The sequence below is a fragment of the Streptomyces physcomitrii genome (assembly GCF_012273655.1).
GTDB lineage: Bacteria > Actinomycetota > Actinomycetes > Streptomycetales > Streptomycetaceae > Streptomyces > Streptomyces physcomitrii.
Genome location: NZ_JAAWWP010000015.1, coordinates 68,403 through 94,056, shown reverse-complemented (window position 1 = coordinate 94,056; position 25,654 = coordinate 68,403). Strand labels below are relative to the sequence as shown.

General features: G+C 74.9%; 20 protein-coding genes. 13 read left to right on the top strand and 7 right to left on the bottom strand.

Translation table 11 applies throughout. The features are described from left to right. The first annotated feature begins 14 nt into the window (after nucleotides 1-14). A complete protein-coding gene (locus tag HFV08_RS22490) occupies nucleotides 15-2,171 on the top strand; it encodes a primosomal protein N' (protein WP_168541806.1) in 2,157 nt (718 codons plus the stop codon). Nucleotides 2,172-2,606: 435 nt separating this feature from the next. Here the strand turns inward: HFV08_RS22490 and HFV08_RS22485 are convergent, their stop codons facing one another. Continuing rightward, nucleotides 2,607-3,164, bottom strand: a complete 558-nt coding sequence (locus tag HFV08_RS22485; RefSeq protein WP_040255114.1) for a hypothetical protein — start codon at nucleotides 3,162-3,164, stop codon at nucleotides 2,607-2,609. 232 nt (nucleotides 3,165-3,396) lie between these two features. Between HFV08_RS22485 and fmt the strand changes: the two genes are divergently transcribed. After that, the gene (fmt, locus tag HFV08_RS22480; RefSeq protein ID WP_168541805.1) at nucleotides 3,397-4,344 is read left to right on the top strand and encodes a methionyl-tRNA formyltransferase; all 948 of its coding nucleotides are present in this window, start codon (nucleotides 3,397-3,399) and stop codon (nucleotides 4,342-4,344) included. 344 nt (nucleotides 4,345-4,688) lie between these two features. Here the strand turns inward: fmt and HFV08_RS22475 are convergent. Then, nucleotides 4,689-5,644 (bottom strand): IS5 family transposase gene (locus HFV08_RS22475; protein WP_210430647.1). Its coding sequence is split into 2 segments (ribosomal slippage): nucleotides 4,689-5,251 and nucleotides 5,251-5,644, totalling 957 coding nucleotides; the frame shifts between segments, so codons are not numbered across the junction. A gap of 70 nt (nucleotides 5,645-5,714) precedes the next feature. Here HFV08_RS22475 and HFV08_RS22470 point away from each other — a divergent pair. After that, nucleotides 5,715-7,178: an RsmB/NOP family class I SAM-dependent RNA methyltransferase gene (locus tag HFV08_RS22470; RefSeq protein ID WP_168541804.1), complete on the top strand. Its 1,464-nt coding sequence runs from the start codon at nucleotides 5,715-5,717 to the stop codon at nucleotides 7,176-7,178. A 219-nt stretch (nucleotides 7,179-7,397) separates the two neighbouring features. After that, nucleotides 7,398-8,147, top strand: coding sequence for an NUDIX hydrolase (locus tag HFV08_RS22465; protein WP_168541803.1), 750 nt, complete (start codon nucleotides 7,398-7,400; stop codon nucleotides 8,145-8,147). 132 nt (nucleotides 8,148-8,279) lie between these two features. On the opposite strand, the gene HFV08_RS22460 is transcribed toward HFV08_RS22465, so the two are convergent. After that, a complete protein-coding gene (locus HFV08_RS22460; RefSeq protein WP_168541802.1) occupies nucleotides 8,280-9,302 on the bottom strand; it encodes a universal stress protein in 1,023 nt (340 codons plus the stop codon). 622 nt (nucleotides 9,303-9,924) lie between these two features. Between HFV08_RS22460 and HFV08_RS22455 the strand changes: the two genes are divergently transcribed. Further along, nucleotides 9,925-10,764, top strand: coding sequence for a universal stress protein (locus HFV08_RS22455; protein WP_312885785.1), 840 nt, complete (start codon nucleotides 9,925-9,927; stop codon nucleotides 10,762-10,764). Nucleotides 10,765-10,930: 166 nt separating this feature from the next. Here HFV08_RS22455 and HFV08_RS22450 read toward each other — a convergent pair whose 3' ends face one another. Then, a complete protein-coding gene (locus tag HFV08_RS22450; RefSeq protein ID WP_168541800.1) occupies nucleotides 10,931-13,084 on the bottom strand; it encodes an MMPL family transporter in 2,154 nt (717 codons plus the stop codon). 141 nt (nucleotides 13,085-13,225) lie between these two features. Between HFV08_RS22450 and rpe the strand changes: the two genes are divergently transcribed. The 7 genes from rpe to HFV08_RS22415 all read left to right on the top strand — a co-directional run bounded on the left by rpe (nucleotide 13,226) and on the right by HFV08_RS22415 (nucleotide 20,821). After that, on the top strand, nucleotides 13,226-13,912 hold the full coding sequence (gene rpe / locus HFV08_RS22445; protein WP_168541799.1) for a ribulose-phosphate 3-epimerase: 687 nt from the start codon (nucleotides 13,226-13,228) through the stop codon (nucleotides 13,910-13,912). A gap of 89 nt (nucleotides 13,913-14,001) precedes the next feature. Next, entirely contained in the window at nucleotides 14,002-15,045 is a 1,044-nt protein-coding gene (locus tag HFV08_RS22440) for a sugar-binding transcriptional regulator (protein ID WP_168541797.1), read from the top strand. Between the two features lie 87 nt (nucleotides 15,046-15,132). Continuing rightward, nucleotides 15,133-15,474: a barstar family protein gene (locus HFV08_RS22435; protein WP_168541796.1), complete on the top strand. Its 342-nt coding sequence runs from the start codon at nucleotides 15,133-15,135 to the stop codon at nucleotides 15,472-15,474. Nucleotides 15,475-15,705: 231 nt separating this feature from the next. Then, nucleotides 15,706-17,157, top strand: coding sequence for a GuaB1 family IMP dehydrogenase-related protein (locus HFV08_RS22430; RefSeq protein WP_040255121.1), 1,452 nt, complete (start codon nucleotides 15,706-15,708; stop codon nucleotides 17,155-17,157). Nucleotides 17,158-17,349: 192 nt separating this feature from the next. Then, entirely contained in the window at nucleotides 17,350-17,805 is a 456-nt protein-coding gene (locus tag HFV08_RS22425; RefSeq protein WP_168541794.1) for an Lrp/AsnC family transcriptional regulator, read from the top strand. Nucleotides 17,806-18,194: 389 nt separating this feature from the next. Next, entirely contained in the window at nucleotides 18,195-18,992 is a 798-nt protein-coding gene (locus tag HFV08_RS22420; protein ID WP_168541793.1) for a carbon-nitrogen hydrolase family protein, read from the top strand. Between the two features lie 119 nt (nucleotides 18,993-19,111). After that, nucleotides 19,112-20,821 carry a flavin monoamine oxidase family protein gene (locus tag HFV08_RS22415; RefSeq protein ID WP_168541791.1) on the top strand — a complete coding sequence of 570 codons (1,710 nt, stop codon included), beginning with the start codon at nucleotides 19,112-19,114 and terminating at the stop codon, nucleotides 20,819-20,821. On the opposite strand, the gene HFV08_RS22410 is transcribed toward HFV08_RS22415, so the two are convergent. Beyond that, nucleotides 20,782-21,540, bottom strand: coding sequence for a DUF5995 family protein (locus tag HFV08_RS22410; RefSeq protein ID WP_246341950.1), 759 nt, complete (start codon nucleotides 21,538-21,540; stop codon nucleotides 20,782-20,784). The two genes, HFV08_RS22415 and HFV08_RS22410, sit on opposite strands and share 40 nt — an antisense overlap. Nucleotides 21,541-21,630: 90 nt before the next feature. Then, complete coding sequence (locus HFV08_RS22405) at nucleotides 21,631-23,799, bottom strand: SpoIIE family protein phosphatase (protein ID WP_168541790.1); 2,169 nt, start codon at nucleotides 23,797-23,799, stop codon at nucleotides 21,631-21,633. A 207-nt stretch (nucleotides 23,800-24,006) separates the two neighbouring features. On the opposite strand from HFV08_RS22405, the gene HFV08_RS22400 reads away from it, so the two are divergent. Further along, nucleotides 24,007-24,453 carry an acyl-CoA thioesterase gene (locus HFV08_RS22400; RefSeq protein WP_168541789.1) on the top strand — a complete coding sequence of 149 codons (447 nt, stop codon included), beginning with the start codon at nucleotides 24,007-24,009 and terminating at the stop codon, nucleotides 24,451-24,453. On the opposite strand, the gene HFV08_RS22395 is transcribed toward HFV08_RS22400, so the two are convergent. After that, a complete protein-coding gene (locus HFV08_RS22395) occupies nucleotides 24,419-25,624 on the bottom strand; it encodes an MFS transporter (RefSeq protein ID WP_168541788.1) in 1,206 nt (401 codons plus the stop codon). The genes HFV08_RS22400 and HFV08_RS22395 overlap by 35 nt on opposite strands. Nucleotides 25,625-25,654 lie beyond the last annotated feature (30 nt).

Sequence of the window (25,654 nt, the reverse complement as noted above, 5' to 3'; positions counted from 1 at the left end):
GTAGGAATTCCTGTGTGAGCAGCGGGGACGAGCAGGAGGAGCGGGGCGGGAAGGGGGCGCCGCCGGAGCAGCTTGCGCTGATTCGGGAGAGTGTGCGGGAGGCGAAGAAGCCGCGGGCGAAACCGCGTACCTGGCGGGGGGCGGCGCTGGCGCCGGAGTTGCCGGTCGGCCGGGTGCTCGTGGACCGGGGGGCGCTGCACCTGGACCGGTACTTCGACTACGCGATCCCGGAGGAGCTCGACGCCGAGGCCCAGCCGGGGGTGCGGGTGCGCGTCCGGTTCGGGGCCGGCAAGGGGCAGGTGCACAAGGGGCGCCGCGAAGGGGGCGGGCTGGTCGGCGGCTTCCTGGTCGAGCGGCGGGCCGAGTCCGACTACCAGGGGCCGCTGGCCGCGCTCGCCCAGGTGGTGTCGCCGGAGCGGGTCCTCAGCCCCGAGCTGCTCGGCCTCGCCCGCGCGGTCGCCGACAGATACGCGGGCAGCCTCGCGGATGTGCTCCAGCTCGCCGTTCCACCGCGCAACGCACAGGCGGAGAAGAAGGCCTCCCCCGAGCCGCTGCCGCCGCCCGGGGTGCCCGGGGCCGGGAGCTGGGAGCGGTATGCGCGCGGGCCGGGCTTCGTGGCGGCGCTCGGCGCCGGTGAGTCGCCGCGGGCGGTGTGGACCGCGCTGCCGGGGCCCGAGTGGGCGGCCGAGCTGGCGCTCGCGGTGACCGCCGCGCTCGCCTCCGGGCGCGGGGCGCTGGTCGTGCTGCCCGACGGCCGCGCGGTGGCACGGCTGGACGCCGCCCTGCAGGCCGTGCTCGGCGAGGGGCGGCACGCGGTCCTCACCGCCGACGCCGGGCCCGCCAAGCGCTACCGGGAGTGGCTCGCCGTCCACCGGGGCTCGGTACGGGCGGTGATCGGCACCCGCGCCGCGATGTTCGCCCCGGTCCGCGACCTCGGTCTGGTCGCCCTCTGGGAGGACGGCGACGGCAGCCACAGCGAGCAGCACGCCCCCCAGCCGCACGCCCGCGAGGTGCTGCTGCTGCGCGCCGCCCACGCCCAATGCGGTTTCCTGCTGGGAAGTTGGAGCTGCACGGTGGAGGCGGCCCAGCTGGTCTCCACCGGCTGGGCGCAGCCGCTGACGGCCGAACGGGCCGAGGTGCGCCGGGCCGCCCCCCTCATCCGCACGGTCGGCGACGCCGAGCTGGCCCGGGACGAGGCGGCCCGCGCCGCGCGGCTGCCGAGTCTCGCCTGGCAGGCGGCGAGGGAAGGGCTCCGGCACGGGCCCGTGCTCGTCCAGGTGCCCCGGCGCGGCTACGTACCCAAGCTCGCCTGCGAACGCTGCCGTACGCCCGCCCGCTGCCGGCACTGCGCGGGCGCGCTCCAGGCCTGCGAGGACGGCACCCTGCACTGCGCCTGGTGCGGAAAGCCGGAGCCGCGCTGGCACTGCCAGGAGTGCGGGGCCTTCCGGCTGCGGGCCCAGATCGTCGGGGCCCGGCGGACCGCCGAGGAGCTGGGCCGCGCCTTTCCCGCGGTGCCGGTGCGGACCTCGGGGCGGGAGCACGTACTGGACACGGTTCCCGACTCGCCCGCGCTGGTGGTCAGCACTCCGGGGGCCGAGCCGGTGGCCGAGGGGGGCTATGCCGCCGCGCTGCTGCTCGACGGCTGGGCGCTGCTCGGGCGGCCCGATCTGCGGGCGGGCGAGGAGGCACTGCGGCGGTGGATCGGCGCGGCCGCGCTGGTACGGGGCCAGGAGGCGGGCGGCACCGTGGTGGTGGTCGCCGAGCCGGGGCTGCGTCCCGTCCAGGCGCTGGTGCGCTGGGATCCGGTGGGGCACGCGGTACGCGAACTCGGCGAGCGGGCCGAGCTGGGCTTCCCCCCGGTCTCCCGGATGGCCGCGGTCTCCGGTGCCCCGCAGGCGGTGTCCTCCTTCCTGCGCGAGGCCGAACTCCCCACCGACGCCGAGCTGTTGGGGCCGGTCCCGCTGCCCGTCACCGACCCCGCACGGCCCCGCAGGACGGGGGCCCCGCCGCCGGGGGAGCAGTGGGAGCGGGCCCTGATCCGGGTACCGCCGGGCAGCGGCGCCGCCCTCGCCGCGGCACTGAAGACGGCGCAGGCGGGACGACTGGCGCGGTCAGGGGGGAGCGGGGCGGAGCCGGTACGGATCCGGGTGGATCCGCCGGACATCGGGTGAGGAGGGGAGAGGGGGAGGGGAACTCCCGGCGGAGGGCTGCTGGTTGCCGGAGGGCCCTGCCCCCGGTGGGTCGCCGACAACCGCCGGACAGCATCTCGGGCAGGCCCGCCGGGCGGTCTTCAGCCGCCCCGCCCCGCCCCAGACCGGGCCCCGGCCTGGCCTGGCCCCGGTCGTGCGGCAGTCGTCCACCTGCCTCTCCGGCCATGCGCCCCGCACCGACTCTCGGGCTGATCGCCACGCATCCGATGCCGAGCCGCCGACGCCCTTCTCACGTACCCAGCGCCGTTCTCAAGTCAAGGGAGCAGACCCCGCCCCGACGCGACGGCGCCCCTCACCGCAAGCCCGTGAGGGGCGCAACTGCCGTGGTTCTCCGGGTGGTTGAGCCAGCCGGGTCCGGTGGGTGGATGGTTCGACCGGGTGCTGTGGACGGCTGGTTCAGCCGCCGCGGGGGCCGGGGAAGGCGCCGGGGCGGGGCTGCTGGTCCTCGCGGAGCGGGCGGCGGGGCTCCTCGCGCAGGGGGCCCGCCGAGGGCTGGGGCGGCATGGTGCGGGCGGCCGGGACCGTGGGGAGCGGCTGGGCGACGGTGACCGGTGCGGGGGTCTCCGCGGGGTGCTCGGAGTCGACGGGGACGGGCTGGGTGGTGGCGGCGCGCCGGGAACCGTAACGCCGGTGCACGGCCTGCTTGGTGACTCCGAGCGCGGAGCCGACCGCGTCCCAGGAGAAGCCGAGCGAGCGGTCGAAGTCGACGGCGGCGGTCACCAGGGTCTCGACGCTGTCCCGGAGTTCCTGGGCGAGGCGGACGGTGGGCGCCGGGGCCCGCCCGTAGACGACGAAGCCCGTGGAGGGCCCGGAGCGGCGCGGGCGGTAGACGTTGCCCAACTGGGCGGTGAGGGTGCGCAGTGCGTCCACCTGCCGGCGGACCCGCTCGATGTCCCGCACCAACAGATGCAGGCTGGCCCGTGCCTGGGCGTCGTGCGTTGCGTGGTCGGCCATGAACAAGCCTCTCGAACCGGCGTTGAAGCGGATGGGATGCGTACGCGTAGGCACCCCTTGGTCAACTCTTCCTTGACCAACGCGCCACCCCCGCCATGGTCACGCCCAGGGGGCGCGTGGGCATATGCGGATGGCGCGCGGCGGGACGCACGCCCCCGCGGCGGGCGGTCCATCCGGCCCATAGACTGAGGAGTTGCCCGTCACGCTCCGCCCGAGAGGCCGCACTCCACCCATGAAGCTCGTCTTCGCCGGGACCCCCGAGGTCGCCGTACCCGCTCTGGACGCCCTGCTCGCCTCCGACCGGCACGAGGTGGCCGCGGTCGTGACCCGGCCCGACGCCCCCGCGGGCCGCGGGCGGCGGCTGGTCGCGAGCCCGGTCGCCCAGCGCGCCGAGGAAGCCGGGATCGAGGTGCTCAAGCCGGGGCGGCCCAAGGACGAGGACTTCCTCGCGCGGCTGCGGGAGATCGCCCCCGACTGCTGCCCGGTCGTCGCCTACGGCGCCCTGCTGCCGCGCGTCGCCCTCGACATCCCGGCGCACGGCTGGGTCAATCTCCACTTCTCGCTGCTGCCCGCCTGGCGCGGCGCCGCCCCCGTGCAGCACGCGCTGATGGCGGGCGACGAGATCACCGGGGCCTCGACCTTCCTGATCGAGGAGGGCCTCGACTCCGGCCCGGTCTACGGCACCGTCACCGAGCAGATCCGGCCCACCGACACCAGCGGCGACCTGCTGACCCGGCTCGCCTTCGCCGGTTCGGGACTGCTCGCGGCGACCATGGACGGCATCGCGGACGGCAGCCTGAAGGCCGTGCCGCAGCCCGCCGACGGGATCAGCCTGGCCCCCAAGATCACCGTGGAGGACGCCGAGATCGACTGGCGGGCCCCCGCGCTCCGCGTCGACCGGCTGGTACGCGGCTGCACCCCCGCGCCCGGCTCCTGGACCGTCTTCCGCGGCGAGCGCCTCAAACTCATCCAGGCGATCCCCGCCCCCGCCCACACCGACCTGGCCCCGGGCGAGCTGTCCGCCGGCAAGAACAATGTGTACGTGGGCACCGGCTCGTACGCCGTCGAACTGCTGTGGGTCCAGCCGCAGGGCAAGAAGCCGATGCGCGCGCCGGACTGGGCCCGCGGGGTGCGCATCGCGGCGGCCGAGCGGGTGGGCGCGCCGGACGCGTCTCGCTAGGGACTTTCGGAGACCGCGCCTCCAGGGCCTTCGTACGCCGCGCGCCGTCGCCCGGAGGGACGGCCCTACGGCGCTCGGCGCGGCCGGGAGTGTGTGCACGGGGCGCTTGTCCGGCGGGCGCGCAGTGTCCGGCAGGCCCTGGGGCCTGCCGTCGGACTCCCCTCTGCGTCGCGGCGCCTGGCACGCGCTCTCGCCGCACCGGGTGCAAGGCCGAGTACGTCCGGTACGAGGCCTTGCACCCGGCACTCCGCCCAGCTCTTCGAGCAGGGGGTACCCCCGGCGAGCACGCACCAGACGCCGCGACGCCGCCCTCCGGGCGACGAGGGGAGTTCTGACGACAGGCCCTAGGTTCTGTCTGACAAATGATCTTGGCTGGGTTTGCGGAGCCAGAGGATGAGGGACGCGAGGCGGATGCCGGCCTTGTAGCGGTCGGCGAGTTTGTCGAAGCGGGTGGCGATCGCGCGGAACTGCTTGAGACGGTTGAAGCAGCGTTCGACGACGTTGCGGGCCTTGTAGAGGTCGCGGTCGAATGCCGGTGGTCTGCCGCCGGCCCGGCCGCGCCGCATCCGGTTGGCCTTCTGGTCCGCCCGTTCGGGGATGACGGCTCGGATGCCCCGGCGCCGCAGCGTCTGGCGGATCGCCCGTGACGAATACGCTTTGTCGGCGATGACCGCGTCGGGCCTGCGGCGCGGCCGACCGACGCCGGCCCGGGGTACTCTCACCGCGTCCAGGACCGCGTCGAAGGCGGTGGAGTCGTTGATGTTGCCCGGCGTGACGAGGACGGCCAGAGGCAGGCCCCGGCCGTCGCAGGCGAGGTGGACCTTGGTGGTCAGCCCGCCGCGGGACCGGCCGAGCGCCTGACGATCCGCCGCGCGTTCCGGATCTTCCAGTTCGTCCCCCGACGCTGCCCCTTTTTGCGGGCGCCGGATGCGTGCTGGTGGGCACGGCTGATCGTGGAGTCGACCGACACGCTCCACTCCACCGCCCCGACCGAGTCGTCGCGGACCTGGACCTCCTCGAGCAGGCGGGCCCAAGTCCCGTCCGCCTCCCACCGGGCGAACCGCTCATAGACCGTCTGCCACGGCCCGAACCGTTCCGGCAGATCACGCCACGGAGCACCCGTCCGCAACCGCCACAACACCCCGTTGATCACCTGCCGGTGATCCCGCCACGGACGACCCCGCCCATCAACACCCGGCAACAGCGGCGCCATCCGCGACCACGCCGCATCCGTCAACTCACCACGACCCACCACAAGATCAATTATCAGACAGGACCTAGGCTGGAGCGTCCGACCCATCCGTCCGCCACCCCGGCGGGCTCGCGTCCGGGAGGAGCCTCCCGGGCGGCCATCCTGCAGCGGAGCACCTTTGAACGACCAGCCCGACCGGCGTCCCCGTAAGAGCGGCAAGCCCGGCAAGTCCAGCAGTCACGGCAAGTCCGCCAAGCCCTACCGGCGTCCCCAGAAGGACCCGGTGCGGATCCTCGCCTTCGAGGCCCTGCGCGCCGTCGACGAACGCGACGCCTACGCCAACCTCGTCCTGCCCCCGCTGCTGCGCGCCGCCCGTGCCAAGGGCGACTTCGACGCGCGGGACGCCGCCCTCGCCACCGAGCTGGTCTACGGTTCGCTGCGGCGCCAGGGGACCTACGACGCCGTGATCGCGGACTGCGTCGACCGGCCACTGCGGGAGGTCGATCCGCCGGTCCTGGACGTCCTCACGCTCGGGGCGCACCAGTTGCTCGGCACCCGTATCCCCTCGCACGCCGCGGTCTCGGCGAGCGTGGAGCTGGCGCGGGTGGTGCTCGGCGACGGCAGAGCGAAGTTCGTCAACGCCGTGCTGCGCAAGATCGCCCGGTACGACCTGGGCGGCTGGCTGGAGCGGGTGGCGCCGCCGTACGAGGACGATCCCGAGGACCACCTCGCCGTGATGCACTCCCACCCGCGCTGGATCGTCTCCGCGCTGTGGGACTCGCTCGGCGGCGGTCGCGCCGGGATCGAGGACCTCCTGGAGGCGGACAACGACCGCCCCGAGGTCACCCTCGCCGCCCGGCCCGGACGGGCCACGGCGGAGGAGGTCCTGGACTCGCTGGGGGAGGAGCAGGGGCTGCCCGGGCGCTGGTCGCCCTATGCTGTGCGGCTCAGCGAGGGCGGTGAGCCCGGCGCCCTCGACATGGTCCGCGAGGGCCGCGCGGGCGTGCAGGACGAGGGCAGCCAGCTGGTGGCGCTCGCCCTGGCCGCCGCTCCGCTCGAAGGCCGCGACACCCGCTGGCTCGACGGCTGCGCGGGGCCCGGCGGCAAGGCGGCGATGCTGGCGGGGCTCGCCGCCCGGCGCGGCGCGAGCCTGCTCGCCGCCGAGAAGCAGCCGCACCGGGCGGGGCTTGTCGCCAAGGCCCTGGCCGGCAACCCCGGCCCGTACCAGGTCGTCACGGCCGACGGCACCCGCCCGCCGTGGGCGCCCGGCAGCTTCGACCGGGTGCTGATGGACGTGCCGTGCACCGGCCTCGGGGCGCTGCGCAGGCGCCCGGAGGCGCGCTGGCGGCGCCGCCCCGAGGACCTGGAGGGCTTCGCGCCGCTGCAGCGTGCCCTGCTGCGCAGCGCGCTCGCCTCGGTACGGATCGGGGGCGTCGTCGGGTACGCCACCTGCTCACCGCACCTGGCCGAGACCCGCGCCGTGGTGGACGACGTGCACAAGGACGGCACCACCGAACTCCTCGACGCACGGCCCCTGTTCCCCTCGGTCCCCTCCCTCGGCGAGGGCCCGGACGTACAGCTGTGGCCGCATCTGCACGGGACCGACGCGATGTATCTGGCCCTGCTGCGGAGGACGGCCTGAGCGGGGACCGGTCGCCGTCCTGAGCCGGGTCCGGACATCTCGCCGGGTGGCCGAACCTGGCGGATGGCCGAGAGCGCCGGGAGTCGTGAGGCGCCGGGAGACGTGAAGCGCCAAGCGGCGTCAGGCGTCAGGCGTCGAGAGTCGTCGGGCATCGGGCGTCGGGAGACGAGAGGCGCCGAGAGGCGCCGAGAGGCGTGGCGGGCGTGGAAGCATGCCCCCATGAGCGAGCAACTGCCGCCGCCCTCCGGCCCGGTGGATCTTCTGGAGGTGCGGGGGATCCGCTTCGTCGAAGGGCCCCCGCTCCGGTTGCCGCCCGGGGAGCGGCAGGCCATGGACCGTGCCTGGGAGGAGGCGGTCCGCGGCAACCCCGGGTTCTTCGACGGGCCGGTCTGCGGGGCGTCGGGGCTCGACTGGGAGGGGCCGGGCCGCCTGGTCGTCACCTGGACCAGGGCGACGTACCGGATCCACGCGCTGCGCCGGGTGGGCGGCGACACCGTGCTGCCCTCGCTCTTCGTCGGCGTGGTGCAGTCCGCCGAGGACGGGGGCCTGCTGGTGGGGCGGATGTCCTCCTCGACGGCCGCCCCCGGCCGCTGGCAACTGCCGGGCGGGGGAGCCGAACCACCGGCCGGGGCCCAGCCCCTGGACCTCGACACCCTGCGGCGGCACGCGGCCCGCGAACTGGCCGAGGAGACCGGCCTCCTGACCCCGCCCGAGGAGCTGTCGCTGTGGCTGCTCACCCATGCCCCGGGCCGTGCCCTCGGGCTCCTGTTCCGCGCCCCCGTCCGTCCGGCCCGACTGCTGCGCGAGCGCTTCGCGGCCCTGGTCGCCGCGGAGCGGGCGCAGGGGCGCGACCCGGAACTGGACCGGATCGCCTTCGTCCGTTCCCCCGCCGAGCTGCCCGGTCTCGGCGGGAGGCGGGTGAACTACCTGGAGAAGGTCGTAGGCCGGTACGCGGCCCGGACCGGGTAGCGGACGGCGGACAGCGGGCGGTGGGCGGTGGTGCGGCGAGCCGTGAGCGGGACCGGGCGCCCTGATGAGGCGGGGGCCGGGGCCCGCTCCCGCCCCGGAGGCCCCTGACGCCCGGACGGCGCTCACCCGTCCTCAGTCGTGCGGGACGACCGCGAGCGGGCAGGGCGCGTGGTGGGCGACGGCCTGCACCACATGTCCGAGCCGCGGGCGCAGCCGGGCCGGGTGGCGCCCGCGGCCGACCACGAGCAGCCGGGCCCCGGCGCTCTCGCCGACCAGGATCCGGGCGGCGGAACCGGGCCGGACCGTCTCGCGCACCGGCACCCGCGGATACCTGTCGCGCCAGGGTGCGAGGACCGTCCGAAGTTGCTCCCGCGAACCGTTCAGGGCCTTCTCGACCAGGGCGGGCGCGACGGCCGGATCCCCCTGCGCGTAGATCGGTACGGGCAGTTGCCGCACATGCACGGCGTGCACCGGCGCCGAGTGCCGGTCCGCCGTCGCGAAGGCGAAGTCGAGCACCTCGGCGGCGGCCGGTTCGTACGGGGAGACGCCGACGAGTACGGCCGGGGTGCTCCGGCCGGTCGGGTCCTTCCCGCCGGGTCGGTCCGGATCGCCGGGGCCGCTGAGGTCGTCGGGCCGTGCGGAGAGGTCGCCCGCCCCCGGCCCGGGCGACGGCGCGGAGGCGTCCGCGGGACCGGCCTGCGGTACGGACGCGGATCCCCCGGCGGGCTCCGCGCGGACCAGGACGGCCGGGGCGGCGGATCGTGCGACCACCCGCAGGGCGACGGCGCCGAGCAGATAGCTGGCGGTCCGGCCGAGGCCCTGGGAGCCGAGGACCAGGAGCGCGCACTCCCGGGCCGCGTCGAGCAGCGCGGACTCCGGGTCGGCGGCGACCAGTTCGGTGCTGAGCGGGAGCCCCGGGTACGCCTCCGCCAGCAGGTGTTCCGCGTCGGTGACGGTCTTCTTCGCCCAGTGGTTGCGGTCCTCCTCCGGGATGCCGGTCCGGGAGTCGCCGGGTGCGCCCTCGGCTTCCAGGAGCACCCAGGCGTGCAGCAGCCGCAGCTTCGCACCGCGCGCCCGCGCCTCCCGGGCCGCCCAGTCCGCCGCGGCCAGGGACTCCGGGGTCCCGTCCAGACCTACGGTGATGTCGGCGTTCATGGCCCTGCCTCGCTCTCTCCCCCCGGGAGCCCGCGGCGTGCTTCCTGCCCCGGCTCCCGCGCCGGTCCTCCCGGCCGTACGGCCCGGGGCCCCCACTCCAGGATGGGCCGCGCGCGACCCGGATGCACAAGCCGGGCGAAAACCCCGATCGGTTCTGGCCCTGGCGCCGACCGCCCCGGGTGAGGCACGGTGAAATCACCGCATTCCGCCGCGGCGCCCCGCCCACGGACCGTCCGGCGGCGGACCAGGTGCTGACGATCGGGAGCTGATCCGCATCACCGCGAGCACGGCCGCAGCAGCAGCCCCGCCCCGCCCCGGCGACGGGCCGCACCCCGCTGCCCGTACGCGCGACGCCGATACGGCCGACGGCCGGGGCTTCCCTCCGCGTACGCGCGACGGTCGCGAGCCTCCACCCCGTACGGGCAACGGTCGTGAGCTACCACTTCGTACGAGCAACGATCGTGATCCTCCACCCCGTACGAGCAATGGTCACGAGCCTCACCGCCGTACGGCCGACGCCCCCACGTCCCCGCCCCGTACTCCCAACGGGCGGCAGCCGCCCGCCCGTTCGGCCTTCGCGGGCCGCCCCGCGGGCCTCCACCGGCCGGGGGCGCGGCAGCTGGTGGTCGGGGTGGACGGTTCGGCGGGTGGGTGGCAGGCCGTCGACTGGGCGGTGGACCAGGCGGCCCGTACCGGGCTGCCGCTGCGGATCGTCTACGCCTCCCTGTGGCAGCACTACGCGCGCCGTCTGCCCGCCGCCGGGCGGCGCCGCCCCGACGAGCACGCCTACGCGGACCAGCTGCTCGGCACCGCCCTGGCCCGGGCCCGCACCCGGCAGCCGCAGGTCCCGCTCAGCGCCGTCACCGAGGCCGGTGAGCCGGTCGAGGTGCTGCTGCGGGAGGCGCGCGGGGCCGCGCAACTGGTGGTCGGGCCCCGCGGTGACGGCGGCATGGTCGGCATGATGCTGGGCTCGGTCGGGTTGTCGGTCGCCGCCCGCGCGCTCTGCCCGGTGGTGGTGGCCCGCGGCACCGCCCGCAACCGGGAGGCGGCCGACCGGCCCGTGGTGGTGGGCGTGGGCGAGGGGCCCGGTGCCGTGGCCGCGCTGCGGTTCGCCTTCGGGGAGGCGGCCCGCCGTGGCGGCGAACTGGTCGCGGTACGCGCCTGGCGGGCCCCGGCCGGGAGCACGCGGGCGGCCGGGCCCGCGGAGCGGCGGTGGGCCGAGCGGCACCTCGGCGCGGTCCTCGCCGAGGCGGGCGGGGAGCACCCGGGGGTCCGGGTCAGCGCGCAGACCGTCCAGGGACCGCCGCCGCTGGTCCTCGTGGAGGCCGCCGCCGAGGCCGCCCTGCTGGTCCTCGCCGTCCCCCGCGGCGAGTCGGCGCACGGCCTCCAGCTCGGGCGCACCAGCCATGTCGCCCTGCACCACGCCGACTGCCCGGTCGCGGTGGTACCGGTCCCGCACTGAGCGGGGCCCCGGCACCGCGCCGCCGGACACCATCGCCGGATACCGCGACCGTACGTACGACGCGTACCCGGAGGTCGTCTGCAGAGCGTCTCGGTCCGGGGCGCCTTTGGGCCGGTCCGTCTGGGTCCGGAGCACCTCGGGCCAGTACGTCTCGGCCCGGACGGGCTCAGTCCAGCGCGCCCTGCCGCGGGCGTTCCTCCGGGTGGGCGCGGGAGAGGGGGTGGGGCCACCAGACCCGGGAGCCGAGGTCGAGGAAGAGCGAGGTCACCAGGACGGACCGGACCACGAAGGTGTCGAGGAGCACGCCGACCGCGACCGCGAAGCCGATCTCGGCGAAGCCGGTGACCGGCAGCGTGCCGAGCGCCGCGAAGGTGCCGGCGAGCACCAGGCCCGCGGAGGTGATCACCGCGCCGGTCGCCGCGAGGGCGGTCAGGGTGCCCGGGCGGGTGCCCCGTCTGCGGGTCTCCTCGCGGATCCGGGTGGCCAGGAAGATGTTGTAGTCGATGCCGAGGGCGACCAGGAAGACGAAGACGAAGAGCGGGTACGAGGTGTCCTCGCCCGCGTAGTCGAAGAGGTGCCGGAAGGCGAGCGCGCTGATGCCGAGCGCGGCCGCGTAGGAGAGCACCACGGTCGCGATCAGGACCAGGGGCGCCACCAGCGCGCGCAGCAGGACGGTGAGGACCAGCATCACCACCACCAGGACGAGCGGGATCACCACCTTGTTGTCCCGGGTGGAGGCCTTGTCGGCGTCGAGCAGCGCGGCGGTGCCGCCGCCCACCTGGGCCTGGGCGCCGGGCACCGCGTGGGCGGCGTCGCGGACCCGTTCCACGGTCTGCTTCGCGGCGGCGCTGTCCGAGGGGTCGGTCATCGTCGCCTCGAACAGGACCCGTCCGTCCTCGACCCGCGCGGTGCCCGGCGGGGTGCCGAGGGAGGCCGGGTCGACGCCCTCGGTGCGGGCCACCGCGCGCTTGACCTCGGCGGACCGGTCGGCGTCGGCGAGGACGACCAGGGGGTCGCCGCTGCCCGCCGGGAAGTAGCGTGCCGAGATCTTCTGGCCGGTGGTGGAGTCCTGGGTCTCGGTGAAGGCGTCCTCGTTGGACAGGCCCGCGGCGCGCAGCTGCATGATGCCGAAGGAGAGCGCGGCGAGGACCAGGGCCGTGACCATCCAGACCGTGCGCGGCCTGCGGTCGATGCGCTGCCCGATCCGCGCCCACAGGCCCCGCTCGGTGGGCTCCGCGGAGCCCTCGTGCGGGATCACCGGCCAGAAGATCCACCGGCCGAAGATGACGAGCAGCGCCGGGAAGAGGGTGAGCAGCGCGAGCAGGGCCACCGCGACACCGATCGCACAGACCGGGCCGAGCCCGCTGGTCGAGTTCATCTCCGCGAAGAGCAGCACCAGCATGCTGATGACGACGGTGGAGCCGCTGGCGAGGACCGCGGGTCCGGCCCGGTGCAGGGCCAGGGCCATCGCCTCGTGGCGGTCGTGGTGGCGGCGCAGCTCCTCCCGGTAGCGGGCGACCAGGAGCAGGGCGTAGTCCGTACCGGCGCCGAAGACGAGCACGGTGAGGATGCCCGCGCTCTGGCCGTTGACCGTCAGCCCCGCGTGCTCGGCGAGCAGATAGATGATCGCCTGCGCGGTCAGCAGCGCGCCGAGCACCGAGATCACCGGGACAAGGAGCAGGGTCGGACTGCGGTAGGTGACGAGCAGGGCGACGATCACCACGCCGAGCGCGGCCAGCAGCAGGGTCGAGTCGATGCCCGCGAAGGCCTTGGAGAAGTCCGCGGAGGTGCCGCCGGGACCGGTGATGTGCACCGAGAGGCCGTCGTCGCTGCGGCCGGTCACGTCCCGGATCGAGTCCACGGCGGGCGAGATCCGCTCCCAGCTCTCCTCGTTCATGGTGATCGGGATGTAGAGCTGGGCGGCCTGCGGGTCGCGCGGCCTGTCGTACACCGGGCCCCGGGACTCCCAGCCCCGGATGCCGTGGTCCCGCAGCGGCTTCACCTCGGCCGCGGCCTCGGTGATCCGCTCCCGGTCCGCGGCGGTGAGGCCGCCCTCGCGGGCGTAGATCACCACCGCCGGGATGTTCTCGGCGCGGAAGTCCTTGGAGGCGTCGAGCACCTTGGTGGACTCCGCGCTGCCGGGCAGCCAGGACTGGGAGTCGTTGTCCTGCGCGTCGGTGAGCTTCTGCGCCAGCGGGGCCAGGGCCACGATGACGACCAGCCACAGCAGGACCGTCAGCCACTTGGTGCGCCTGCCGCACACCAGCCGTGCCCAGCGGCTCCTGGCCGCCGGGACCTGCTGCTCCGGTGCGTGGGCCATGTACGTCCTTCGGCCGGGCGGGTGGCGGACGGGGGTCCCGCTCCCGCAGTGGACCCCGAGTGCGTCCTGCGGCGGCCGCCCGGCGCGGTGAGCGGGGCACCGCCCACACCCGCGGCCCACGGCCGTGGCAGTCTTGGCACCATGGCCGTTCAGATCAGCCCCAGTATCCTCTCCGCCGACTTCTCGCGCCTGGCGGAGGAGGCCTCAGCCGCAGCAGGCGCGGACTGGCTGCACGTCGACGTGATGGACAACCACTTCGTCCCGAACCTCACCCTCGGCGTGCCGGTGGTCGAGTCGCTCAGCCGGGCCACCTCGACGCCGCTGGACCTGCATCTGATGATCGAGGACCCCGACCGCTGGGCCCCGCAGTACGTGGAGGCCGGCGCGGACTCGGTCACCTTCCACGTGGAGGCCGCCGCCGCCCCGGTGCGCCTGGCCCGTGAGATCCGGGCCAAGAACGCGCGGGCGTCCATGGCGCTCAAGCCCGCGACGCCGATCGAGCCGTACGAGGATCTGCTGCCCGAGCTGGACATGCTGCTGATCATGACGGTCGAGCCCGGCTTCGGCGGCCAGGCCTTCCTCGACATCATGCTGCCCAAGATCCGCCGCACCCGGGAGCTGATCGGCAGGCACGGCCTGGAACTCTGGCTCCAGGTGGACGGCGGCGTCTCGGCGGCCACCATCGAGCGCTGCGCCGAGGCGGGGGCCGATGTCTTCGTCGCCGGGTCCGCCGTCTACGGCGCCGAGGACCCCGCGGTGGCCGTACGGGCGCTGCGCGAGCAGGCCGAGAAGGCGACCGCCGCGGCGAGTTGGGCCCACGGCCACTGAGCCACGGCCGGGCCACGGGAATGTGAACGCCCTTCGCCGCGGCTGATCGACCCCGCGGGATCTGCGAGGATGAACCGCGAACCCGCAGTGTGACAAGCAGTGAGGAGACCGCCGTGTCTGGCACGTCAGGGGGGCGTTCAGCCATGCGGATGGGGCCTGCTGAGCTGGTACAGGCAGCAGCGATGGCCCGTCGGTTCTACCTGGAGGGCAAGTCCAAGATCCAGATCGCGGAGGAGTTCGGGGTCAGCCGCTTCAAGGTCGCCCGCGTCCTGGAGACCGCGCTCGAACGCGACCTCGTCCGGATCGAGATCCGGGTGCCCGCCGAACTCGACGCCGAGCGCTCCGACGCCCTGCGCTCCCGCTACGGGCTGCGGCACGCCGTCGTCGTCGAGTCACCGGCCGAGGCCGAGGAGTCGCCCGACCCGGAGAACCTCGGCGAGGTCGCGGCCGAACTCCTCGGCGAACTCGTCACCGAGGGCGATGTGCTCGGCCTCGCCTGGGGCCGCTCCACGATCCACATGGCGGCGGCCCTGGACCGCCTGCCGCCGTGCACCGTCGTGCAGTTGACCGGCGTCTACGACGCGGGCACCGCCGAGCGCGGCTCCGTCGAGGCGGTCCGCCGCGCGGCCCAGGTCTCCGGCGGCGAGGCGCATCCGATCTACGCCCCGATGCTGCTCCCGGACAGCGCGACCGCGGCGGCGCTGCGCAACCAGACCGGCATCGCCCGGGCCTTCGAGTACTTCGACAAGGTCACCGTGGCCTGCGTCTCGATCGGCTCCTGGGAGCCCGGCATCTCCACCGTCCACGACATGCTCACCGACGAGGAGCGGGCCCACTACGCCTCGCTCGGCGTCGCCGCCGAGATGTCCGCGCACCTCTTCGACACCCAGGGCCGCCGGGTCGGGCGCGATCTGGGGGAGCGGTGCATCACCGTGGAGGCCGACCGGCTGCGCCGCATCCCCGAGGTGGTGGCGATCGCGGGCGGCCAGCGCAAGGCCGGCGCCATCGACGCGGTGCTGCGCTCGGGCCTGGTCACCAGCCTGGTCACGGACACCGCCGCGGCCGACTTCCTGCTCGGCGCGGGCTCCGCGCCCCGGTCCGCGCTCGCCAGGACCGACCCGGACGGCGACTGAGGAGGGGCGGGGGACCCGCGGCCCACTTCGGGGCCACGGCCCGTACGAGACCGAGGCGCACAAGGCGTTCTGAGAGGCGGTGCCGAGATGACCGAGCAGTCCCTGACCGCCGCGGCGGCCGAGGCGGGCTGGAGCGCGGTACGGCTCGACCTGGCGGGGGTGCGCGGCAAGTCCGCCTTCATGGACCGCTGTGCGAGCGCCCTCGCGCTGCCCGACTGGTTCGGGCGGAACTGGGACGCGCTCGCCGACAGCCTCACCGACAGCCCCGCCCTCACCGGCGGCACGGGCGGGCGGCTGCTGCTGGTCACCGGCTGGCAGGACTTCGCCCGGGCGGCCCCGGGGGAGTGGCACACCGCCCAGGAGATCTTCGGCGAGGCCGCGCGGCAGGACGGCGCCCTGACGGTGGCCCTCGCCCTGGGGCCCGCCTGACGCCGCGCGTCCGCCGCCGGACACCGCGCCGCTGCCGTACGCGGCCGTACGGGCGCCCGCCGGGCGAGGACGCGAGGCTGCGGACAGACCCCCGGCGGATCGCACCAGCCGCCCCGGCCCGGTCTGGAGGATTCTCCGGGACGCCAGGTCCCGGGCCCGGCGTGGGAGAATGAGGTACGTGCTCTTCCCCCTGGCTGTCCTGTCCGGGGGCCACCTCTGATCCACCGGGATGTGCAGCACGTGCGTTTCCTCAACGACATCCGTCCCCCGTACGACCTGACGTACGACGACGTCTTCATGGTGCCGAGCCGCTCCGCCGTCGGCTCCCGGCAGGGCGTCGACCTCAGCTCGCCGGACGGCTCCGGCACCACCATCCCGCTCGTGGTGGCGAACATGACCGCGATCGCCGGGCGCCGGATGGCCGAGACGGTCGCACGCCGCGGCGGACTGACCGTGCTCCCGCAGGACATCCCGATCGAGGTCGTCGCCGAGGTGGTCTCCTGGGTCAAGGGCCGCCCCCTCGTCCTGGACACCCCGATCGTGCTCGCCCCCACCCAGACCGTCGCCGACGCGCTCGCGCTGCTGCCCAAGCGGGCCCACAACGCCGGGGTCGTGGTCGACGAGAAACACCGCCCGCTCGGCGTGGTCACCGACGCCGACCTCACCGGCGTGGACCGCTTCACCCAGCTGTCCGAGGTGATGTCCAAGGACCTGCTGCTCCTGGACGCAGGGATCGACCCGCGCGAGGCCTTCCACCGCCTGGACGGCGCCAACCGCCGCTACGCCCCCGCCGTGGACGCCGAGGGACGGCTCGCCGGCATCCTCACCCGCCGCGGCGCCCTGCGGGCCACCCTTTACACGCCCGCCACCGACGCCGAGGGGCGGCTGCGCATCGCCGCCGCGGTCGGGATCAACGGTGATGTGGCGGGCAAGGCCGGGCAGTTGCTCGCGGCCGGGGTGGACACCCTCGTCGTGGACACCGCGCACGGGCACCAGGAGTCGATGCTCGCCGCGGTCCGCGCGGTGCGCGCCCTCGACCCGCGGGTGCCGGTCGTCGCGGGCAATATCGTCGCCGCCGACGGGGTACGCGATCTGATCGAGGCGGGCGCCGACATCGTCAAGGTGGGCGTCGGGCCCGGCGCCATGTGCACCACCCGGATGATGACCGGGGTGGGCCGCCCGCAGTTCTCCGCGGTCCTGGAGTGCGCGGCCGAGGCGAGGAAGCACGGCAAGCACGTCTGGGCCGACGGCGGGGTGCGGCACCCGCGCGATGTCGCCATGGCGCTGGCCGCCGGAGCCTCCAATGTGATGATCGGCTCCTGGTTCGCGGGCACCTACGAGTCGCCCGGCGACCTCCAGCAGGCCCCCGACGGACGCCTGTACAAGGAGTCCTTCGGCATGGCCTCGGCCCGCGCGGTGCGCAACCGCACCTCGGAGGAGTCCGCGTACGATCGCGCCCGCAAGGCGCTCTTCGAGGAGGGCATCTCCACCTCCCGGATGTTCCTCGACCCGGAGCGGCCCGGCGTGGAGGACCTGATCGACTCGATCGTCGCCGGGGTGCGCTCCTCCTGCACCTACGCGGGCGCCGACTCGCTCGCGGAGTTCGCCGAGAAGGCCATCGTCGGCATCCAGAGCGCCGCCGGATACGCCGAGGGCAAGCCGCTGCACGCCAGCTGGACCTGAGGTCTCCGGCGCCGGGGCCGGACCCGAGGGCCCCGGCCCCGCCGTCCGCGCGCGGGCGCCGGGGCGCGAGCCGCCCGGCCGGAACCTCCCGGCCGGGCGCGCGTGTTCTACTGCCCCTGCGACCAGGGACGCGGCGCCACCCTGGACGCCTTCCGCACCGCCGGCGCCCCGCACAGAGATGAACGACCCCTGGTGCCACTGAACGAACTCGACGAACGCATCGTGCACGCCCTCGCCGAGGACGCCCGGCGTTCCTTCGCCGACATCGGCCAGCTCGTCGGCCTCTCCGCGCCCGCGGTGAAACGGCGGGTGGACCGGCTGCGGGCCACCGGCGCGATCACCGGCTTCACCGTACGGGTGGACCCGGCGGCGCTCGGGCGGCAGACCGAGGGCTTCATCGAGCTGTACTGCCGCAGCAACACCTCGCCCGAGGCCATCGAGCGCGGACTCGCCCGCTACCCCGAGATCGCCTCCGCCTCCACGGTCACCGGGGAGGCCGATGCCCTCGTCCAGGTCTTCGCCTCCGATATGCGGCACTTCGAGCGGGTCCTCGAACGCATCGCGGGCGAGCCCTTCGTCGAGCGCACCAAATCGGTGCTCGTCCTCTCCCCGCTGCTGCGCCGCTTCTCCTCCGGTTCCCCGGGCTGAGGACTTTCCCACCCGGCCGTCCACCGCGCTCTCCCACCGCGCCCTCCACCTGTGCTCTCCACCCGTGCCCTCCACCTGCGGGTGGAAGCGGATGCGTACCGCGAGGGGCAGGGGCTCCGGCACGGGGGAGGCGGCGTCCCCCGGCGGGTGGAGGCGGAGCCCTCGCCGCAGGTGGACACCGGCGCTCTCCCGGGCCGCCGCGTGACGGCGGCCACAGGCGGCGGGCGTCCGGTCCCGCCTCCGGGCGCCGGCGCAACAAATCGCTGTTCAGCGCGGTGGCCGCGCAATGAATGGCCCGGCGATGAGCAACGCTCGCGCCTTGTTCGACGGCGGCTCCCGCCCGTACCGTCGAGACGTTCCCCGCACCCACCGCACCACGAGGTTTCCGCATGCCCGCGCTGCGCGCCGCTCTGCTGCAGAGCTCCGGACGGCCCGGGTTCCCCGCCGACAATCTCAAGCTCCTCGACGAGGCCGCCGCCCGCGCCGCCGCCGAGGGGGCCGCGCTGCTCGCCGCGCCGGAGCTGTACCTCACCGGCTACGCCATCGGCGAGGAGGTGGCCCGCCTGGCGGAACCCGCCGACGGCCCCGGCGCCCGGGGGATCGCGGAGATCGCCGTCCGCCACGGGCTCGCCGTCGCCTACGGCTACCCGGAGCGCGCGGGCACGCGCCTGTACAACTCCGCCCAGCTGATCGGCCCCACGGGCGAGCGCCTGGCCAACTACCGCAAGACGCACCTCTACGGGGAGTACGAGCAGCGCTGGTTCACCCCGGGTGAACAGCTCGTCGTGCAGGCCGAGTTCGGCGGCCTGCGGCTCGGCCTGCTGGTCTGCTACGACGTGGAGTTCCCGGAGAACGTCCGCGCCCACGCCCTCTCCGGCACCGACCTGCTGCTGGTGCCGACCGCCCTGATGGAGCCCTACCGCTTCGTGGCCCGCTCCGTGGTGCCGGTCCGCGCCTTCGAGAACCAGCTCTACCTGGCCTATGTGAACCGCACCGGCACGGAAGGGGAGTTCACCTTCACCGGGTACTCCTCGCTCTCCGGACCCTCGCCCGCCGCCAGTACCTGCGCGGGCCCCGGCGAGGAACTGCTGCTCGCCGACGTGGACCCGGCCCTGCTCGCCGCCTCCCGCGCGGCCAACCCCTATCTGGCCGACCGCCGCCCGGAGCTGTACGGCCCCGGCCACTGACCCCGCCGCGCCCCGGCGGCCGCACCCCCGGTCTCCACCCCCGGCACCCCCGTGTCTCCACCCCCCGACCCCGCACGTCTCCACCCTCAGCACCCACCCGCGCAAGGAGCCCGTACCCCATGACGTCCACGGTGCCCACCGCCCTCCCGCACGGCGACGGCCGGCAGCCGCCGATCACCATGTTCGGTCCGGACTTCCCCTACGCCTACGACGACTTCCTCGCCCACCCGGCCGGGCTCGGCCAGATCCCCGCCACCGAGCACGGCAGCGAGGTCGCGGTGATCGGCGGCGGCCTCTCCGGGATCATCACGGCGTACGAGCTGATGAAGATGGGCCTCAAGCCGGTCGTCTACGAGGCCGACCGGATCGGCGGGCGGCTGCGCACCGTCGGCTTCGAGGGCTGCGACCCGGAACTGACCGCGGAGATGGGCGCCATGCGCTTCCCGCCGTCCTCCACCGCGCTCCAGCACTACATCGACCTCGTCGGCCTCGACACCCGGCCCTTCCCCAACCCGCTGGCCGAGTCCACCCCCTCCACCGTGGTCGACCTCAAGGGGGAGAGCCACTACGCCCGCACCCTCGACGACCTCCCCGAGGTCTACCGGCAGGTGGCCGAGGCCTGGGCGGCCTGCCTGGAGGAGGGCGCCGAGTTCTCCGAGATGAACCGGGCCCTGCGCGAGCGGGACGTCCCGCGCATCCGGGAGATCTGGGCCCGCCTGGTGGAGAAGCTCGACGACCAGACCTTCTACGGCTTCCTCTGCGCCTCCGAGGCCTTCCGCTCCTTCCGGCACCGGGAGATCTTCGGCCAGGTCGGCTTCGGCACCGGCGGCTGGGACACCGACTTCCCCAACTCGATCCTGGAGATCCTGCGCGTCGTCTACACCGAGGCCGACGACCACCACCGGGGCATCGTCGGCGGCAGCCAGCAACTCCCGCTGCGGCTCTGGGCGCGTGAGCCGGGCAAGATCGTGCACTGGGCGCCGGGCACCTCGCTCTCCTCGCTGCACGGCGGGGACCCGCGCCCCGCGGTGACCCGGCTGCGCCGCACCGCGGGCAACCGGATCACCGTCACGGACGCGGCCGGGGACATCCGCACCTACCGCGCCGCGGTCTTCACCGCGCAGTCCTGGCTGCTGCTCTCGAAGATCGACTGCGACGACGCGCTCTTCCCCATCGACCACTGGACGGCGATGGAGCGCACCCACTACATGGAGTCCTCGAAGCTGTTCGTGCCGGTGGACCGGCCGTTCTGGCTCGACGAGGCGGTGGACGCGCAGGGCCGCCCGACCGGGCGGGACACGATGTCGATGACGCTCACCGACCGGATGACCCGCGGCACCTACCTCCTGGACGACGGTCCCGACCGCCCGGCGGTGATCTGCCTCTCCTACACCTGGTGCGACGACAGCCTCAAATGGCTGCCGCTCTCCGCCGGGGAGCGGATGGAGGTCATGCTGAAATCGCTCGGCGAGATCTACCCGGGGGTGGACATCAAGAAGCACGTCATCGGCAACCCGGTGACCGTCTCCTGGGAGAACGAGCCGTATTTCATGGGCGCCTTCAAGGCCAATCTGCCCGGCCACTACCGCTACCAGCGGCGCCTGTTCACCCACTTCATGCAGGACCGGCTGCCGACGGACAAGCGCGGCATCTTCCTCGCGGGCGACGACGTCTCCTGGACCGCGGGCTGGGCCGAGGGCGCCGTGCAGACCGCCCTGAACGCCGTCTGGGGCGTCATGCACCAGTTCGGCGGTGCCACCGATCCCACCAATCCGGGACCCGGCGACCGCTACGAGGAGATCGCGCCGGTGGAGCTGCCGGAGGACTGAGCGGCGCCGGGGCGGGCGGTTCGGTCCGGCAGCGGCGTGAGCAGCATCCGGCCGACCAGGCCCACCGCCGCGTCCAGCCGCTGCCCGAACTCGTCGGCCAGGCCCGGGAATTCACGCAGCGCCCACAGGGCCCGGGCGGCGGACCAGGCGCCGTCCCGGGCGCGCTCCAGGCTCCAGGAGCCGAGCAGATGGGTGAGCGGATCGGCGACCTGGAGCAGATCGGGCCCCGGCATCAGGTCCTCCCGGATCCGCTCCTCCAGGGCCAGGAGCAATTCGCCGACCTGCTCGAACTCGTCCTCCAGCTCCAGCGGATCGCAGCCGAGGCCGTGGCAGGCGTCGAGCAGCGCGTGCGCGAGGTCGTGCCCGATGTGCGCGTTGATCCCGCACAGCGCGAACTGCAGCGGGTGCACCCCGGGATGCCGCCGGTACTGGAACAACGGCCGCCAGCAGGCCGGGACATGGCCGCCGCGGTCGGCGCCCTCGACCGCCGCGAGGTACCGCTCGGCGAAGCGGACGTCGAGCAGGGCGGCGGCCCGGGGATCGCGGAAGGCACCCCGCGCCAGACGGCGGCCCACCTCCTCGGTGACCGTCAGATAGACCCGGTTGAAGACCCCGACCCCGTCCGCCGCGTGCCAGCCGGCGCCGAGGGCGCGCAGCCGTGCCGCCACCGCGTCGACCCGCCGCGCGGAGGCAACCGTGGACTCTTCCAGCTGCGCCATGCAGGCAGCGTGGCAGCAGCGGGGACCGGGCACCGCGAACGCGGCACCGGCTTCCTCCGTACGGGGGAAAGCCGTCCGCCCGCGCGGAGTTCACCCGGTGCGGTGGACGAGGAGCACGGCGAGGTCGTCGTAGGTGTCGTGCGACAGGGCGGAGGCCACCGCCCGGTCCGCGAGGGTGCCGAGCGGGACGTCCCCGTGCGCCCAGCGGACGAGGGCCGTCCGCAGTTCGGCGAAGGTCTCCTCGGGGCCGCCGCCGGGCGGCTCCCGCATGCCGTCGGTGAAGAGCAGCAGCACTTCGCCCGGGGCGAGGGCGCCGGTCAGGGCCGGGTAGCCGGTGTCGGCGAAGGCGCCCAGCGGCAGCCCCGCGGGCACCGCGAGTTCCCGTACCCGCCCGTCGGGGCGCAGCAGCAGCGGCGGGGGATGCCCGGCACGTACCGCGGTCAACGCGGAGCGGGACGGGTCGAGTTCGACCAGGCAGCAGGTGGCGAGCAGCTCGGTGTCCAGCTCGCACAGGGTGCGGTTGCCGAGCGCCAGCAGCTCGTCCACCGGCGGGCCCGGCTTGGCCTGCGCCCGCATCGCGGTACGCAACTGGCCCATGACGGCGGCGGCTTCGGCGCTGTGGCCCTGGACGTCGCCGATCGCGAGGACCACCCGGCCGTCCGGCATCGGCAGGACGTCGTACCAGTCGCCCCCGACGTACAGGCCCTCGGCGGCGGGCACATAGCGCACCACGGTCTCGATCCCGGGGGCCCCGGGCACGCGCCGCGGCAGCATCAGGTGCTGGAGCTCGTTCAGCTGGCGCCTGCGGGACTCGAACTGCCGGGCGCGGGCCAGGGACTGGGCGAGGAGCCCGGCGGCCGCGGTGTGCGCCACCTGCACATCGGCGGTGAACTCCCGCGGCTCGGCGTAGCAGATCATCCAGAGGCCGACCGGTTCGCCCTCGACGGTCAGCGGCAGCAGCGCCGCGGCGTGCACGGACTCCGGAGGCGGGCCGTGGTGAGGCAGGCGCCGGATCAGCTCCGCCCGGCTGCCGAGGAAGAGCGGGTGCTCGCCCTGCGGGTCCCGCGGCAGCGCGTGGTCGGGGCGGGCGAGCCAGTCGGGCCGCCGGGCCTCACGTCCGGCGGGGCCGCGGGAGCCCGCGAGGCGCAGGCCCCGCTCCTCGCGCAGGTACAGGGCGGTGGCGAGGCCGCCGAGTCCCGGCAGCACGATGTCGAAGACCTTCTCGACCATGGCCTGCACCGACAGGACCTCGCTGAGAGCCCGCGAGAGGTCGAGGACGAACTGCTGCCGGGCGGCGCTGCCCGCCTCCCGGGCATGCTGCTCGGTACGGTCCTGGACCACCCCGAGCATGCCCGCGGGGCGGCCGTGGGAGTCGGGGACCACCTTGCCGCTGGCGTCGATCCAGCGCTCGGCCCCGTCCGGCCGGGCGATCCGGTACTGGGCCCGATAGACGCCGGTGTCCACGCTCTCGCGGACGAGCCGGTTGACCCGTACCCGGTCGTCGGGGTGGATGGCGCGGAAGAAGGTCTCGGCGCCCTCGTCGTAGTGGTGCGGGCCGATGCCGAAGATCCGGCAGAGCCGCTCGTCCCCGATGACGCGGCCGGAGGCGAAGTCCCAGTCGAAGGAGCCGATCTCCGCGTTGGCCATGGCCAGTTCGAGCCGGGCCGCCCGCGAACGCCCCTGGAGCAGCCGCAGCGCCTGGTCGAGCCGGGCGTCCTCGGATCCGGCGCCCTGGGCGAGCAGATGGTCCAGGCGGTGCGCGCAGGTGGCCGCGATCAGTTCGAGCTCGCGCTGCCCGGAGCGGGGGAGCGGTTCGGTCCCGGGCAGCTGCACGGCCAGGGTGCCCAGGCAGCGCCCGTCCACCAGCAGCGGCAGGCAGCCGAAGGCGGTCGGCTCCGGCGGCAGCTGGGCGCGCGGGTAGCGGCCCCGGTACTCCTCGGCGCGGATGTGCACCGGGCGCCGGGTGCGGACGGCCTCGACCGGCGGCAGGTCCGCCTCGGGCGGGATCAGCCGGACCGTGGCGAGCAGCTCCTCGGAGAGGCCGAGGCCCTTGGCCAGCCGCAGCCAGCCGTCGTCCTGGAGCAGGTACACGGTGCCGGCGCGGGCCCCGGTGCGGGCCAGGCAGCCGTCCATCGCGGCCGCGAGCAGGGAGCCGGGATCCGGGCTCCGCAGCAGCCCGAGCATGGTGTCGGCGAGGGTCCGCGGGCCCTGTGCGGCCCCGGCCGGATCCGTCCGCCGTTCGCCCTTGCCCTCGCGCACCGCACTCCTCGGTGGGGTCCTCGGGCGCCCGCGCACGGCGGCGGGCACCCCGCCCAGCCATCGTCGCCCAGGACGGCTCCCGCGGCGAGCGAGGGCACCGCGGCGCGGTCCGCGGATGTGAGATGCGGCGCAGCCCCGGCCCCCGCATCCCTGCTGAGCAGCCGCTTAGGATGAGGGGGAACCCGCCGCGCGACCCAGGAGCCACCCGTGACCACCGAAGCCCCCTCCGTCCTCCGGTACGGAAGCCTGGTCCCGGTGGAGGTGCACTTCGACGACCTCGACGCCCTCGGGCTGCTGCACAACGCCCGCTACCCGCTGATGGTCGAGCGCGCCTGGACCGCCTTCTGGAACGAGCGCGGCTTCGTCTTCGAGGGCGACTGGCACGCGGCCGGGGACATGTGCAACGCCGTCAAGGAGCTGCACATCAGCTACCAGGCCCCGGTCAACCGCACCGGGGACTACGCCGTCCACCTGTGGATCGAGCGCCTCGGCCGCACCGGCCTCACCTACGGCTTCCGCTTCTGCTCCGCCGACGGCGCGCTGACCTACGCCCGGGGCACCCGCGTCCTGGTCCGCCTGCACCCGGACACGCTGCGCCCCGAGCCCTGGAGCGAGCGCCTCAGGTCTTCCGCTCAGGAGCTGGTGAAGCCTTAGTCCCCGCGCGGTCCGCGCCGATCCGCGCCGGTCCGCCGCGCAGGGCACCCGCGCACAGCACCAGGCCGAAGGCGAGCGCGCTCACCAGGGCGAAGGAGGTCACCAGGCTGGTCAGATCGGCGAGGCCGCCGATCACCGAGGGGGCGATCAGGCCCGAGGTGTACGTCACCGTGGCCACGCCCGCGATCGCCTGCGAGGGGTTGGGGCCGCTGCGGCCCGCCGCGGCGAAGGCGAGCGGGACCACCACCGCGATCCCGAGCCCCATCAGCGCGAACCCGGCCATCGCCACCGCCGGGTGCCCGGCGAGCACCACGAGGAGACCGCCCGCGGTGGCGAGCACCCCGCCGCCGCGCACCGTGCGCACCGGGCCGAGCCGGTCCACCACCCGGTCGCCCGCGAACCGGGCCAGCGCCATGGTCAGCGCGAACCCGGTGGTGGAGGCCGCCGCCACCCCCGCCGAGGAGCCCAGCTGCTCGCGCAGATAGACCGCCGACCAGTCGAGGCTCGCCCCCTCCGCGAAGACCGCGCAGAAGCCGACCGCGCCGATCAGCAGCGCCGCGGCGGGCGGCAGCGCGAACCGCGGCGGCGGCGACTCGTCCTCCTCGGCCCGTACGTCGAGCACCCCGCCGCAGACGGTCAGGCCGAGAGCGGTGAGCGTGAGCGCGGCGAGCAGGTGGTGCAGCCGGGCGTCCGAGCCGAGGTGGGCGGCGAGGGTGCCCGCCGCCGAGCCGATCAGGGCGCCCGCGCTCCACCAGCCGTGCAGCGAGGACATGATCGAGCGGCCGAGCCGGTTCTCGGTCTCCACCCCGAGGGCGTTCATCACCACGTCCGCCATGCCCGAGGTCGCCCCGTAGACCGCGAGGGCCAGGCAGAGCAGCACCAGGTCGGGCGCGAGCGCGGGCAGCACCAGGGCGAGGGTCCACAGCGAGAGCAGCAGCCGCAGGGCGGTGCGGCTGCCGAAGCGGTGGCTGACCCGGCCCGCCATCGGCATCGCCACCGAGGCGCCCAGCGCGGGGAAGGCGAGGGCCAGGCCGAGCTGCGCGGCACTGGCCGAGGTGTGGTCCTGGATCCACGGCACCCGGGTCGCGAAGGACCCGGCGACCGCGCCGTGCACACAGAAGACGGCGGCTACCGCCCACCGCGCGCGCCGTATCCGCTCGGCCCCGGACATCCGCCGTCCCCCTCCGCAAGGAATCGCCCG